The 13,661-nt window shown below is 58.8% G+C and carries 18 protein-coding genes and 1 other RNA gene; 2 read left to right on the forward strand and 17 right to left on the reverse strand.

Features of this window, described 5'->3' with window-relative positions; translation table 11 throughout:
* The 6 genes from ssrA to JNL86_11720 all read right to left on the reverse strand — a co-directional run.
* Positions 1-147, reverse strand: a transfer-messenger RNA (tmRNA) gene (ssrA, locus tag JNL86_11695); the annotation flags it as partial.
* A 144-nt stretch (positions 148-291) separates the two neighbouring features.
* Entirely contained in the window at positions 292-906 is a 615-nt protein-coding gene (locus JNL86_11700) for a hypothetical protein (protein MBL8043570.1), read from the reverse strand.
* 37 nt (positions 907-943) lie between these two features.
* Entirely contained in the window at positions 944-1,894 is a 951-nt protein-coding gene (locus tag JNL86_11705) for a VTT domain-containing protein (GenBank protein ID MBL8043571.1), read from the reverse strand.
* Positions 1,895-1,914: 20 nt separating this feature from the next.
* Positions 1,915-3,540: a hypothetical protein gene (locus JNL86_11710; GenBank protein ID MBL8043572.1), complete on the reverse strand. Its 1,626-nt coding sequence runs from the start codon at positions 3,538-3,540 to the stop codon at positions 1,915-1,917.
* 147 nt (positions 3,541-3,687) lie between these two features.
* On the reverse strand, positions 3,688-4,764 hold the full coding sequence (locus tag JNL86_11715) for a c-type cytochrome (protein ID MBL8043573.1): 1,077 nt from the start codon (positions 4,762-4,764) through the stop codon (positions 3,688-3,690).
* A 44-nt stretch (positions 4,765-4,808) separates the two neighbouring features.
* Positions 4,809-5,015: a hypothetical protein gene (locus tag JNL86_11720; GenBank protein ID MBL8043574.1), complete on the reverse strand. Its 207-nt coding sequence runs from the start codon at positions 5,013-5,015 to the stop codon at positions 4,809-4,811.
* Between the two features lie 121 nt (positions 5,016-5,136).
* On the opposite strand from JNL86_11720, the gene JNL86_11725 reads away from it, so the two are divergent.
* The gene (locus JNL86_11725) at positions 5,137-6,051 is read left to right on the forward strand and encodes a hydrogen peroxide-inducible genes activator (protein MBL8043575.1); all 915 of its coding nucleotides are present in this window, start codon (positions 5,137-5,139) and stop codon (positions 6,049-6,051) included.
* Positions 6,052-6,054: 3 nt separating this feature from the next.
* Here JNL86_11725 and JNL86_11730 read toward each other — a convergent pair whose 3' ends face one another.
* The 4 genes from JNL86_11730 to JNL86_11745 all read right to left on the reverse strand — a co-directional run bounded on the left by JNL86_11730 (position 6,055) and on the right by JNL86_11745 (position 8,977).
* Positions 6,055-6,930, reverse strand: coding sequence for an MBL fold metallo-hydrolase (locus tag JNL86_11730; GenBank protein ID MBL8043576.1), 876 nt, complete (start codon positions 6,928-6,930; stop codon positions 6,055-6,057).
* Positions 6,914-7,600, reverse strand: coding sequence for a DNA-3-methyladenine glycosylase 2 family protein (locus JNL86_11735; GenBank protein ID MBL8043577.1), 687 nt, complete (start codon positions 7,598-7,600; stop codon positions 6,914-6,916). The genes JNL86_11730 and JNL86_11735 overlap by 17 nt, the downstream gene beginning before the upstream one ends.
* A 240-nt stretch (positions 7,601-7,840) precedes the next feature.
* Positions 7,841-8,224: a RidA family protein gene (locus JNL86_11740; GenBank protein MBL8043578.1), complete on the reverse strand. Its 384-nt coding sequence runs from the start codon at positions 8,222-8,224 to the stop codon at positions 7,841-7,843.
* Positions 8,225-8,242: 18 nt separating this feature from the next.
* Complete coding sequence (locus tag JNL86_11745; GenBank protein ID MBL8043579.1) at positions 8,243-8,977, reverse strand: SDR family oxidoreductase; 735 nt, start codon at positions 8,975-8,977, stop codon at positions 8,243-8,245.
* 98 nt (positions 8,978-9,075) lie between these two features.
* Here JNL86_11745 and JNL86_11750 point away from each other — a divergent pair, with 98 nt between their 5' ends.
* Positions 9,076-9,759, forward strand: coding sequence for an SAM-dependent methyltransferase (locus JNL86_11750; GenBank protein MBL8043580.1), 684 nt, complete (start codon positions 9,076-9,078; stop codon positions 9,757-9,759).
* A 16-nt stretch (positions 9,760-9,775) separates the two neighbouring features.
* Here the strand turns inward: JNL86_11750 and JNL86_11755 are convergent, their stop codons facing one another.
* From JNL86_11755 to JNL86_11785, 7 genes are all read right to left on the reverse strand, one after another.
* Entirely contained in the window at positions 9,776-10,381 is a 606-nt protein-coding gene (locus JNL86_11755; GenBank protein ID MBL8043581.1) for a nitroreductase family protein, read from the reverse strand.
* Between the two features lie 18 nt (positions 10,382-10,399).
* Positions 10,400-10,984: a sugar O-acetyltransferase gene (locus JNL86_11760; protein ID MBL8043582.1), complete on the reverse strand. Its 585-nt coding sequence runs from the start codon at positions 10,982-10,984 to the stop codon at positions 10,400-10,402.
* A 16-nt stretch (positions 10,985-11,000) separates the two neighbouring features.
* Positions 11,001-11,699: an HAD family hydrolase gene (locus JNL86_11765; GenBank protein MBL8043583.1), complete on the reverse strand. Its 699-nt coding sequence runs from the start codon at positions 11,697-11,699 to the stop codon at positions 11,001-11,003.
* Positions 11,700-11,704: 5 nt separating this feature from the next.
* Complete coding sequence (locus JNL86_11770; GenBank protein ID MBL8043584.1) at positions 11,705-12,130, reverse strand: OsmC family protein; 426 nt, start codon at positions 12,128-12,130, stop codon at positions 11,705-11,707.
* 131 nt (positions 12,131-12,261) lie between these two features.
* Positions 12,262-12,633 (reverse strand): hypothetical protein, encoded by a 372-nt coding sequence (locus JNL86_11775; protein MBL8043585.1) that lies wholly within the window; start codon positions 12,631-12,633, stop codon positions 12,262-12,264.
* Positions 12,634-12,776: 143 nt separating this feature from the next.
* On the reverse strand, positions 12,777-13,115 hold the full coding sequence (locus JNL86_11780; GenBank protein MBL8043586.1) for a hypothetical protein: 339 nt from the start codon (positions 13,113-13,115) through the stop codon (positions 12,777-12,779).
* Between the two features lie 102 nt (positions 13,116-13,217).
* The gene (locus JNL86_11785) at positions 13,218-13,658 is read right to left on the reverse strand and encodes a periplasmic heavy metal sensor (GenBank protein MBL8043587.1); all 441 of its coding nucleotides are present in this window, start codon (positions 13,656-13,658) and stop codon (positions 13,218-13,220) included.
* Positions 13,659-13,661: the final 3 nt, after the last annotated feature.

The raw sequence follows: 13,661 nt of genomic DNA on the forward strand, positions 1-13,661 counted from the left end.
CCTCAGATGGAACGACGTCTCAGCCTAAATTAGGCTGCGAGTGCCAGTTCTTGGTTGGCAGTTGCGTTTTTCCCGGAATTTTACGAGTTCCCGAGATCTCGACATGCGACGATGGCGTCAATATCCCCGTCGAAACCGGTCGCCCCCTTTCTAGAAGATCGTGAAATGTCAGACGTAAAAGGTGAAAGGCACGTTTTACGTTTCCCTTATTGAGATACTCATCTTAACGCATGGATCAAGGGGAAGCCAGAGAAGAAGCAGAGGTGTCCCATTGCTCACTGACCGGCGCGATCACGGCATCGGCGTGAAGGTCCAAGTCCAGCCCTGATCCTGCTGTTTCATGACCTGTCCCTTCGGCACCGGCCCGGCCAACAATTCCGGCGGCACCGTCACGAGCAGTTGTTCCTCGCGAACCTGTCCGGGAACGGGATGGGTGCCTTTGCAGCCGCCTCCGCCCACGTATTCATCCATGTCCGGAGTTCTCCGCTCACCGATCAAACCGAACATCGCCCCGATCACCGTGATGCTCTTGAGATCGAAATGTTCATAGGTGCCTTTGAGCACCGGGGCCGGACACACCGCCGAGCCATCGCGAAGGTTGTCTACTTTCGTCGGAATATTCGGCAGCGCCCTGGGCTGCGCCCCTTCCTCCAGCGGCCAGGTAAATTCGAATTCCACCTGCTCGGTGACATCGGCCACAGCCGAACCGCCGATAAACTGTTTGTCGCGCTGAAACAGGCCTACGACCTTATATTTCACGCCTGAGACCTTCTGACGTGTCCCGCCCTTCACGTGAAGGATCCCGGTCGTATCTGCGCCTCCCTTCAAGTCTGTCCATGCGCTCGCTTCCACCCAGCCAGACAGCAGCATTCCTGCTGCGATCAATGGAATCATTCGACTTGCCATCGGCATCGACCTTTCCTTGACGAAATACGGCACAGGCTTACTCCGTCAATTCGGTATTCACGCGGCGCTCCACGGGGAAGTTGCGCTCCCGCCAGGCGTCCAACCCGCCTTCCAGCGGACGCACCCGGTGAATCCCTTTCTTCTTGAGCAAGAAGGCCGTTCTAGCGCTGGACACTTCATTCGGGCAGGTGCAATAGAGCACGATGTCACGGTCGCGAGGGATTTCGTGATGCCGGTGTTCGATTTCTTCCAAGGTGAAGTTGATGGCTCCGGGAATGCTTTCGGGATCCAGATCCAGGGCCAGCGGATGCCGGACATCGACCACACTGATGGCATCTCCTGCGTCCATACGTTGCTTGAGCTCATCGACGGAAATTTTGGCCATGCGGAGATGTCGCAAGAATTTCTGCCGATGATAGAACTTGTAGCCGATGAATCCGGCCAATCCCAGGAGCATGATCAGGAGCATCAACCCGCCGGCTTGGTCGAACAGCCCCATGAGCTGCTCCAGCTGATTGGTGAACAACGCTCCGACTCCGGCGCTGGCCGCCGCCCAAATCAACGTGCCGCCGATATCGTACAGGACAAACGTCGCGGGCGACATGCCGACAATACCAGCCAGTGGAGGTGCCACCGTGCTGAAACCGGGAACGAATTTCGCCAGCAGTAAGCCGCGAGGGCCGTTGCGATGAAACAGATTTTCCGTGTCCCGCACACAGGAATCCGGCTCCAGCGACAGGCGGCAGAGAAACCCCAACACCCTGCCGCCTCTCTGACGACCCAGGTAATACCAGGCGAGATCCGGCGGCAGAGCAGCGGCAACGGGCAGCAGCAAGGCTGCGGCAAGACTCATCTTTCCGGCTCCAACCAGCGCACCTGCAGCAACGAGGAGTGGAAGGGCAGGAAGCGGGAAACCGATCTGCTCGACGAAGACCACCCAAAACAGGACCGACGCTCCATGCTCGGCGAGGAAATCAAAGGTATTCATAGCCGATGGCGTCCTCCGGCTCAGGCACTCCGGAAACGAGAGAACCGCGCAAAGAGAATCGCGGCGAAGGGCAGCGCGAGACCCAACACCGTCTGCACGATGAGCAAGGTGCCCAGTTGGGTGTAATCGTCCGGCGTCTGAATCGCATTGGTGACCGGATCCCGTACCTCTCTGGTCACCACAAAGAGCTCATTAAGATATTTCGTTCCGAGCTGACTGAGAGACAGCGCGAGATTCGTGAAAGAGGCCATCACGGCAAAATACGTGGCCTTGAGATTGGTCGGGGCGGAGTTCGCAATCCAGGCCAGCATGGGAATCATGGAGATTTGGCCTAGCGGCGATTCCAGCGCCGTATTCACGAGAGCGATAAACCGTGCATCGACCACGCCGCCGGTCAGCGCCGCGGTCCATTCGTGAAGTCCGTAATACATGCTGACAATGGGGAGTCCGAGGACAAACGCCGCTACGGTGAGAAAGCCGACGACATAGGCAATGGATCGTTCCGCCATAAACCGGCGAAAAAGAAACATGCCGGCCAGCGTCAGGGCACTGCCGATGAGCGACAACACCGAGAGAAACTGTTGATCGAATTTGAGCTTGTCGATCATCCACCAGGTCGCGCCTTCGCCGGGCCCCGGTACCGATCGAAACACAAACACCACCAACGCCGTGCCCACGAGAACATGCCTGGCGTCGGGAGTCAGTTCACGAGTCAGGCGGACCATCAAGACCGACACGATGGCCATCGATCCGGCAAAGACGATCTCTTCGTTGAACGGAAAATCCGCCACACCCACCGTGAGGGTAAACAACACGAACAACAGGCTGCCTCCCAAAATCCACCAATTGGGCCTGGTCGGTTCCACAGGCCTGTCCAGCAGCGCGGCAACCTGGGCTGACGTCATACCCTGGCTCTGGAGCCGGCGTTTCGCTCGCAACCGGAGAATCGACGCGGTGATCACCCCGAGTACCGACACGGCCGGGATGGTCAGGGCCAGGAGATAGACATGCTGATAGATCTCCGCGACCTTTTCTTTCGGCAGATTCTCGACACCCGTGAACAGGTACAGATTGATGAACGCCACCAGAATCCCGCCGCTGATGATGGCCACTCGACCGAGTGTCTGCATCGTCGTGTGCATCAGCTTGAGCCTGGCTTCCTCGATGGGAAGGCCCCGCTCGTCGACTCTCGGAACCGCCTCAACCGTCATGGCATCGGCAACCGTGTCTTGAATCACATAGCCGATCGGTGCCAGAAGCGCGCTCAGCACGTACCAGATTTCCGCCGGCATCACGGCAATCATCGCTTCGCGATGACCGATCAAGCCGACCATGATGAGCAGACTGGCCGCAATGACTCCCGCGCCGAGATATACGAGCAGGCTTTTCCAGCGCCACAGAAGATCCACCAGATGCCCGAACGGCATTTTGAGCGCCCAGGGAATGCCGGCCCAAAACCCCAATGCCGCGAGAAAGGCGGCGGAGAGGCCCAGATAATCTTTCACAAAAAAAGTGCCGACGATGCCGGTGAGCCCGGAAATACCGGCAGCCATGTAGACCATGAGCGGGGGGAGATAAGAAAGTTGGAAGTCGCGGGCGAGTTCCAGGATATTGCGGTCGATCCAGCGGGATACGGCAGTCATCATATCGGCGTAACCGGGAAGGGCACGAACATGTTCATCTTCTCCTTCTCTGTTACCCGTACCGGACAGGCATTTGCAAGCAGCGCGGTAGCCCGATGAGAAGGACCGTGATCGGGAGACCAGGGCCCTTCTCGGTCATGGACGACTCCGTTATTGCGGAAACTCGATGGGCGCTGCCACCTGTTGCCAGCCTTCGCCATTCAGGGATCGCAAGAAGGCCACCACATCCTGCTGTTCTCCGTTGGAGAGTTCGAGCGGAATGATCGTATTGTCCTGGTGAGGGTTCGAAATCCCGCCCTGATTGTAAAATTTCACCACTTCCTCCAGCGTTCCGAAGCGGCCATCGTGCATGTAGGGGGCAGTCCTCGCGATCTCCCGCAACGTCGGCGTCTTGAAGGCGCCGATGTCTTCGGGATTCTTGGTCACCATGTAGCGGCCCAGGTCCACGCTGTTGGTATCCCAGCCGATGCCGAGGTTATGGAATTTCTCGTCCGAGAAGTTGAAGCCGGAGTGGCAACGCGTGCAGCGGGCTTTGCCGCGGAACAATTCCAGGCCTCGTTTGGCCGAATCGGTCAAGGCTTGCTCCTCGCCGCCGACGTCGAATCGATCCGCAGGACTATTGCCGGAGACCAGCGTCCGTTGAAAACTGGCGATCGCCTTGCCGATGTTCTTCTCGGTAATCTCGTCGTGGAACACCTCTTCGAACAGCTTGCGGTAGCCACTGATTTTTTTCATCTTCGCCGTCATTTCATCATAATCGAGAAAGCCATGTTCAACCGGATTGACGAACGGCCCAGTCGATTGCTCTTCGAGAGTCTGGGCGCGGCCATCCCAAAATTGCACCTTGCTATAGACGCGGTTGATGGCTGTGGGGGCGCTGCGGCCACCCTGCAGTCGATTGATTCCCATGGAGACGGCTTGTCCGTCGGTGAACGCCAATCCAGGCATGTGGCAGTTCGCGCACGCCACGGTGTTGGTCTTGGACAGCCGTTTATCAAAAAACAAAATCCGCCCCAGCTCGATCTTCTTGGCTGTCTGCGGATTGTCAGTCGGAATGTAGGCCGCAGGATCTTCCAATCCCAGCAGCACGGCCTGCGTGGTCGTACTAGACCCACCAGGGGACGGCGCAGACGAATCACCCAGGACTTTCGTGGCCGCCATACCCATCGCTCCGACCATGATACCTGCCGCCATCCCCGCGACCCATCTCACCCTTCTCGTTCCCATGATCCCTCCATCTTCTTTCCCATTCGATGCGAGTCACACAGTGATCACCGAAACATCAACGTCGAACCGGGTCGGTCCTGTCGATCCAGGTGTTGTTCGACCTTCTTGACGAAGGCATCATCTGACAGCGCCCTGCCCTGGTCTTCCGCAAAGGCCACCCTTTCATGACCGGCTTGTTTTGCCGGCGCAGCACAGCCCTGCAACAGAACCATGAAGCACCCGATTCCTATGAGAGCTATGACCTGTCGCATACTTCGCCTCCTTGTGGTTGCCATCTCATGAACGACACGATACCGGTTGCAGAACCATCAGTCCAATTGATAGTGTATTGCTCGACGATTAGATACATTTATCATGGAGGTCTTCCGGTCCATGACCCTCACTGAACTGCAGTACATCGTCGCCCTTGCTCAGGAACGGCATTTCGGCCGGGCAGCCGAACGCAGTTTCGTGACGCAACCGGCGCTGAGTCTGGCCATCAAAAAGTTGGAGGAGGAATTAGGCGTGGCAATCTTTGAGCGGCGCAGAAATCAGGCGGTGCTCACGCCACTGGGGGAACAGATCGTTCACCAAGCCCAACGGGTGCTGGAAGAGGTGGACCACATCAAGCTGCTTGCGGCCCAAGGGAAGAATCAGCTGGTGGGAGCCTTACGGCTCGGCGCCATCTCCACGGTAGGCCCGTATCTGCTGCCGGATCTCGTGCCTCTCCTGCACAAGCGGGCGCCGGAGATGCCGCTGGAAATCGAGGAGAATTTGACGGTGAATCTCACGGCTATGTTGAAGAGCGGAAAGCTCGACGTCATCATGATCGCCCTGCCGTTTGAGGAGCCGGGAATTCTGGTGCAGGCCCTGTACGACGAACCATTCAAAGCCGTGGTACCGGCAGATCATCGGCTGGCAAAAAAGGGGACAATCGATCCCTCGGCCATGACCGGTGAGCGCGTCTTGCTTCCCCATGCCGGTCATTGCTTCAGGCACCAGGTGCTGGAGGCCTGTCCGGAACTCAGTCGATCGGATTCCGAAGGCTTGCAGGGGAATTCGCTGGAGACGATTCGCCAGATGGTGGCTTCAGGTCTGGGCATTACCGTCATGCCCTCCAGCGCCGTCACCAGCCGACATCTGAACAAACGGCTCACCGTATTGGAGTTCACGAAACCGGTGCCTGAGCGGCGCATCGCCCTGGCCTGGCGCAAGGGCTTTGCGAGGCCGGCCGTCATGACGGCGATTCAGGACGCGGTGGGAATGTTAAAGATCGCGGGGCTGGAGCCGATCCCCGCAACGGCCTGAGCGTCAACGTTGAACTCGTTGCCTACGGAAGATCAGGTCGTCGAGCGCTGCACGCATCTCTTGCTGAGACAAGCGTATCCGTCCTCCATGACCGGCCAGTACCCATTCAAACGGATAGGATGCCAAGGTCGCGATCGATCGGCGCAACGCGTCCGCGTTCCAGACCAACTGCTGCGGAGCATTCAACTCATTGGTCTCGGGATCCCACCAGAGATGGTCGCCTGTAAATAAGAACCGGTTCCGGTAGAGAAGACAGAGGCTGCCTGCCGTATGGCCGGGGACGGGAATGATCTCAAACATGTCGCCATACGATTGGGCATGCGAACCATCGATGATCACTTCTGCACCGGGCATCGCATGCGCATCTGCGCGGTGAATGATCCGTTTCGCTCCGAATCGCCGCGCGTATCTGGCGGCATCGGCCACGTCGTCTTCATGCGTCAGAAAGATGTACGCAATCCCGCCCATCCGGTCGAAGGCCTCGACCAGCGGCTTGAGATACCGCGGCGAATCGATCAACCAGTTGCCATCCGGATGCCGCACGAAGAAGCTGTTGGCGCCGAAAGACTTTTCTGAATTGTACCCGCTGTAATAGACCTCATCTTCCACGAGGAGGGGAAAATCGGCCTTCGCGGCATTCAACGAGAGTGTATCGCTCTGCTCGGTTCCAATCGAACCGGTTGGGCAGGCGAGGAGGGCACGGTACGCCTCCCCAACTTCCTGGGCAGTGACCGGTTGATTCACCACAGCTGAATAGTCTCCGACTTCCTCGAAACTGGCAGGGGCCAGCTGCCGGCACGCGTCGCAATTGATGCAGGTGGCATCGACGTAGAAGTTGCCGGGACGATTCGCGTCTAGTCGCTTATGCGGGTCGGCCATTTGAGATTCGCCTTGTCGAGGGTTTCGACAGGAGCGCTCCGGTTCGCATGGCTTTTGCCTGGTCGACTGCGCGCCAGAGATACCAGGCAGCTGCAGTACGATACGGCCGCCAACGTTCCCCATATCGTAACAGCTCTTGAGGGGTCGGCATCACCGCTTTCTTATAGGCGATCCGGAATCCATTACGCACGCCGAAGTCATCGACCGGCAGGACATCAGGACGGCCCAGCTGAAAGATCAGCAACATCTCGACGGTCCACCGGCCAATGCCTCGCACCGCCATGAGCCGCTCGACAATGGCGTCATCCTCGAGCCGCCGAATGACCGCTGCGGTCGGGACGGTGCCGTCGATGGCCTTCACCGCCAAATCCTGCAGCGCAGCAACCTTCGCGCGAGAGAATCCTGCTTCCCGAATCCTCTCCGGTTCCAACGCCAACACATCGGACGGCTGCGGAAACCGACGACCCGGACACAAGGCCATAAACCTCGCGAGAATACACTCCGCTGCCTTTGCATGGAGTTGTTGATAGGCAATGGCACGGACCAGTGACTCGAATGGAGAGCGTCGATGGGGGAGCGGCAGCGCATAGGGGCCGACCTCTGCGATCAGGCCTTTCATCACCGGATCGATGCGGCACAGATGAGCCATTTCCGGTGACAGCCTGCTCATCCACTCCTCGGTGTGTACTTTGCCTGCAATGTCAGCACCAGCACGGCCTATTGGATGCGCAAACTGGCGGTCCGGCAAGGCCGCAGCGAGGTCCACGGCGCGAAGAATACTGAGCGCCAGGTTTGTGGACGCCGGCGAGACGGTGAGCCGGCCCTGTCCAAGAGGCTCCACGTACTTGCCTGGTACGTGGAGCCTCTGCGCGACGCGAGAACGCCGCTGGCCGTCATTTTCCGCATCCGGCTACCCGATGATGGCGTCGGCTTCGATTTCAACCAGCATGTCCGGATCGATCAAGCGCTTCACCTCCACCATGGTGGTCGCAGGCCTGATCGCCCCGAAGACTTCACCATGCGCTCGGCCGACTTCCTGCCATTGATCGATGTTGGCCATATAGATACGTGTCCGCACGACATCCGCGATCGATGCACCGGCCTGCACGAGCGCCGCTTCAATCGTTTTCAACGCTTGGATGGTTTGGGCATAGGGATCATCTTTTCCCACAAGCCCCGCGCCTGTCATTGCGGTCGTACCGGAAACCTGCACGGATTGCCCAACACGTACGGCGCGTGAATAGCCGATTTTTGCTTCCCATGGTCCCCCTGTCGACACATTGCGTCTGCTCATGACTCCTCCTGAATCGCCTTACATGACAATACCGCCGCCGGCCTGAATTGTCTGTCCCGTCAGCCACCGTGCCTCTTCACTCACCAGAAATGCCACCACATCGGCAATATCCGCCGGAAGGCCCAGGCGCTGGGTCGGAGAGCCTTGAAGACCGATCTGCCGGTACTGGTCGGTCAGGACGCCGCTGTCGGTAATCCCGGGCGACACGGCGTTCACGGTAATCCCTCTGGGAGCGAGTTCCTGGGCAATGCCCTTCGTCAATTGCTCCAACGCCCGCTTACTGCCCAAATACGCGCTGGCGCCATGAAAATGCAACTGCGTGCCGGCGGTGGTGATGTTCACGATACGCCCCTGTTCCGACAACACCTTGGACGCCTCCTGCATCGCAAAGTAGGGCCCCTTGGCGTGTAACCCGATCAATGCATCAAAATCCGCCTCAGTGGTTTCGAGAAAAGATTTCGGCGAGAACTTTCCGGCATTGTTGACCAGGATGTCCAGACGGCCGTACCGGGCAACGGTCTCCTGCACCACTCGCCGGGCCTCATCCGCACGACTCATATCGGCGTGGAGCGCCCACGCCGTTCCGCCGCGTGCTTGGATAGCAGCTACGACATCACCCGCCTGCTGCGCGCGAGTTCGATAGTGGACCACGACGGTGGCCCCCTGTTCGGCCAATCTCAAGGCGATCGCTTTGCCGATCCCGCCGGATGCTCCTGTAACAATCGCCACCTTTCCGCTCAACGACCCCATCATTGTTCCCTCTGCACCCACGAGCTCCGACCGGGCATCCGGAGATGATCCACCATCCGCCGGCACTCGCCTCCGCCCGGTCCATCTGTTACTGTTCGTCGATGAGCATTCAGCTGGATCAGACGGTCCCGTTCGGCCGTTCGTTGCGCGAGTACGAATTGATGTTCTCGCTGAGCGCATCCGACCGTCGATGCCGCATTCTGGATTGCGCCGCCGGACCAGCCAGCTTCAATGCCGAACTCACGGCCGCCGGTGGCACGGTCTGCTCGTTCGACCCACTGTATCAATTCACCGGAGCAGAGATCCAACGGCAATTCTTCTCCACCCTGGATCATGTGATCGAGCAGGTGCGAGCGACGCCGCAGAATTGGGTCTGGACGTATCATCGCGACCCGGAGGATCTGCGACGGAACCGGATCACGGTCATGGACGCATTTGTCGCCGATTACCGCGAGGGGAGGGGAACGGACCGGTATGTCTGTGGTTCCTTGCCGGCCTTGCCGTTCGAGCGCGACGCGTTCGACCTTGCCCTCTCGTCCCATTTTCTGTTTCTGTACTCAGACCACTTCTCCCAGACGTTCCACTTGGACTCGGTTCGTGCGCTGATGCGGGTCGCGCGTGAGGTCCGGATCTTCCCGTTGATCGCCCTGAGAGCCGAACGGTCGCAACATCTCGAGCCGGTCTGCAACCAATTGCAACACGATGGGTACCAAGTCTCGATCGAACAGGTGGGATATGAGCTTCAACGCGGGGGGAATGACATGCTACGCGTGCGTCGACCGTAACCAGGTCGGGACGCCTTCAGTCAGTCGGCCAATCCGGGGGCACGTCCCAGCGCCCGATGGATACGATCTCTCTCACGGACTTTCGCTCTCGAGATGCCAGCTCCCGCTGACGCAACCGCTCATCCAATATCGCCGGATCACCCGAATACCCGACCGCGATCATCGCCACCGGTTCATACCCCGCCGGAATTTTGAGCTCAACCCTTGCCATCTCTCTGTCGAAGCCCGCCATCTGATGCGCAACCAATCCCATCGCCGTGGCCTGCAGTGAGAGACTCAGTGCGGCCATGCCGGTGTCGTGCCAGGCATGCCGGTTCGGCGTCCCGTTCTCCTCAAAGTTCATCCGCGCCACAGAGAGAAGCAGCACCGGCGCCCGGAACGCCCATTTCTTATTGCTTTCCTTGAGACAGGCCAACAGCCGGTCATACGCTGGCGGATCGGCCTTGGTCCCGACGACGAACTGCCAGGGCTGTTCGTTGCTCGATGACGGCGCCCACCTAGCCGCTTCAAACAGGCTTCTCAATTTTTCCGGTTCGACCATCCGTTCCGAAAAGGCTCGCGGGCTCCATCGACGCCTCAGCAGATCATGAATGGGAGAGTGCGTCTCAGCGGGCTTTTCCATGAACGCTCCTTCTGTGAATTATTCTGTTGTCCGGGCGGGTGAGGCCAACTTGCGCACGACGCGTGCTGGATTGCCGACTGCGACACAATCGGCGGGGACCGAGTGGACCACTACGCTGCCCGCACCCACCACACTGCGATCACCGATCGTCACACCGGGTAGAATCACCGCTCCGCCGCCGATCCAGACGTCATTCCCGATCCGGATCGGTCGCGCAGATTCCAGGCCGGACCGGCGTACCTCTGCCTCGAGCGGATGCTGCGCCGTGTATAGCTGCACGGCAGGGCCGACTTGCACGTCATTCCCGATGTCGATGAGAGCACAGTCGAGAAAAATGCCATGATAGTTGATGAACACGTTCCGGCCGAGGTGGATGTTGTAGCCGTAATCGCACGTGAACTGCGGCATGATGACGGTTCCATCTCCGACGGAACCCATGAACTCACGAAGCAGTGACAGCAGTAGATCCGGCGCGCCATCCGTGATGGCATTATAGCGAGCGAGCATCATCTGCGCCCGGCGACGCTCCAGGGTGAGCTCCCCCGACGATGCGCGATACAGCTCCCCGGCTAACATGTTGCGCTTGTCGCTTTGTTCAGTCATCTTGGCACGGCGTCACTTACACCAGCGGGTCTGGGCGAACTCCGCATTCGTCCAAGTGACGCAGGAGGTCGGCGGGATCATGGTAGGTACGGTATGCACCCGCCCGTTCGAGTTCCTCTCGACCGTAGCCTCCCGACAACAGACCCACGCCGAGCGCCGATGCCCTGCGAGCGGCCAGCAGGTCCCAGACGCTATCACCGACCACGATACACTTGCCAATCGGCATATGGAGTTGCTCGGCAGCCGTCAGAAATAAATCGGGATCGGGTTTGGCGCGTTTCACTTGATCGCGAGTTACCACCGGCGTGCCGGCAGGCAACTTCAGCAACTTCAATGTATGTTGTGCGCTCTGCAGCCGTCCGCTGGTCGCGATGGCATAGGGCACACGACCCGCCGTCAGCGCATCCAGCAGATCCTGCGCGCCAGGCAGTATCCGTAGCGATGGAGCCTGTTTCACGAACGCTTCTGCGTGGACCCGCTGAATGCGCTCCGCGTCCTCCTTCGAAACCGGCCGGCCGGTTTCGCGCAGGAGGGCATGTAACATCAGACCGCCACTCATCCCGATCTGGCGATGGATCCTCCAGACCGGCAATTCGATTCCCGCGGCTTGAGTGGCTTCACGCCAGGCCAGTACATGTTGATAGACACTATCCACCAGCGTGCCGTCCAGGTCGAAGAGAAACGCGAGCCCCTCACGATCATGCACAACAGCCATACCGGTCAGCGCTCCAACTTGGCGTCCATGGTGATGGTGGTATTCAATAGGCGGGAGATGGGGCAGCCGGTTTTGGCCGCCGTGGTCGCTTTGTCCCAGGCCGCAGCATCAGCGTTTGGCACCTTCCCCCTCACGTCCAAATGAATGCCGGTGACGGTCCATCCTGCATCCAGTTTTTCCATGGTGACCGTGGCGGTCGTCGCAAGGTGATCGGCCACAAGATTCGCCGCCCCCAATTGACCGGAGAGCGCCATGGTAAAACAACCAGCATGCGCGGCGGCGATCAGCTCTTCCGGGTTCGTGCCTTTCCCATTCTCAAATCGCGTGCTGAATGAATATTGGGTCCCGTTCAAGACACCGCTGTCGGTCGAGACGGTCCCTTTGCCGGTTTTGAGATCTCCCTGCCATTGTGCCGACGCATGCCGTTTCATAAGATCCTCCAGATTTAGATATTCATCGCCTGTACGGCGCGGTACAGTCCACCGTCAGCGGACAGACCGTCCGCCTCCGCGGCATGACACCATCAGACCATCACGCGTCGTTGAATCGATCGGAGCACTGCCTACTTCTCGACGTCGAATCCGTCATCCTTCCACCAACGCCATCCGCCGTCGAGCTCCATAATGGGATAGCCCTGCTCGGCAAACTGCACGGCAGCGGTCGCGGCAAGATGACAGACCTGTGAATAACAGTAGAGCACGTTGATCTTGTCTTTTCGCAACCCTGTGAAGGAATGCCACTGATCCTTCGGTAGATTCACCGCGCCGGGGATATGCCCCTCGGCATAATCTTCCGCCGCCCGCACATCGACCACATTCACTTCCTTGTTCTTCATCATCCGCTCCAGTTCAACCGGACCGGTGGTGAAGGCCATCTTGGCCTCAAAGAATTCCTTGGCTTTTGCCGGGTCATTGGTCATCACTGGTGTTGCCATGGTCTTCCTCCCTATAGATCGGTGATCAATGTTATTCCCATGCTCCAGTGGGATGCAGGACTCGCACTTGCGTGCTGACTTCTCACGTTAGAGAGTCTCGTTGGTCTATGCAAGCGCTGATTGCCCTTTCCTGCAATCTGGCTTTACTGCACCTCCACCGTAATAGTATCGGTTGCGGCCAAATGCTCGTGATCGTGAGTCGCGGCTTGAACTGTGATCTTATGCTTGCCTTTGCTGAGACCTTTGAATGTGCCGGGAAACTTCTTCTGCGGTTCGCCGTCGAGATACACATGACCATGAGCCGCTTTAGCCCCCTTCGTGAGTTCGTAGGTCAGCTCGAAGGTCTCTCCCACCTTGGCCCCATCCTTCGGCGAGGTGATCTTGATGTGAGATCCATCCTCCACTTCGGCGAACAGGGAACCGGCCGAGAACATCAGTCCAGCCGCAAACAACATCGCGCAGAATCCTTTCATGTATCGCATCGCATCCTCCTGGTTTCACTCTGTAGATTGTTCATCGCTCACCGTTCATTCTCAGCGCACTTCATTCCTCCGGGACAACCCGACCGCCTGACGGCCCTCTTCTTAGTGGTCGCCATAGCGATCCATCCATTTTCGAATGTGTTCCACCGCTTCAGTCTTTTGTTCCGGCCGGAGGGTCGCATGCCATTCCGCCACCTTGGGCAGGACGCGCTGCATCACACGCTTCTGTTCGGCCTGGTGTCGGTCCATCAACTGAGACAACTTGGCCTGGTCCAGCCGGTTGCTCTGCACCTGAGCGATCACTTCCTCCATAATGGCGTTGTGCTCCTGCTGCGATTCGGCACGGGCCGCCACCATTTCATCCCTCACCGCCATCAACTTCGCCTTCTGCTGGTCGTCCAGATCCAAATGTTTAGCAATCTTGCTCGTCATCCAATCCGCCCGCTCAGCCGGCGTATGGTGCCGATGACAGCCAGCCCCAACCAGCGCTCCGGCCAGAACCAACGTCCCGACGACCACTCTGAATGTGTTCTGCATCCTCATACG

It is taken from the genome of Nitrospira sp. (assembly GCA_016788885.1).
Taxonomy (GTDB): domain Bacteria; phylum Nitrospirota; class Nitrospiria; order Nitrospirales; family Nitrospiraceae; genus Nitrospira_A.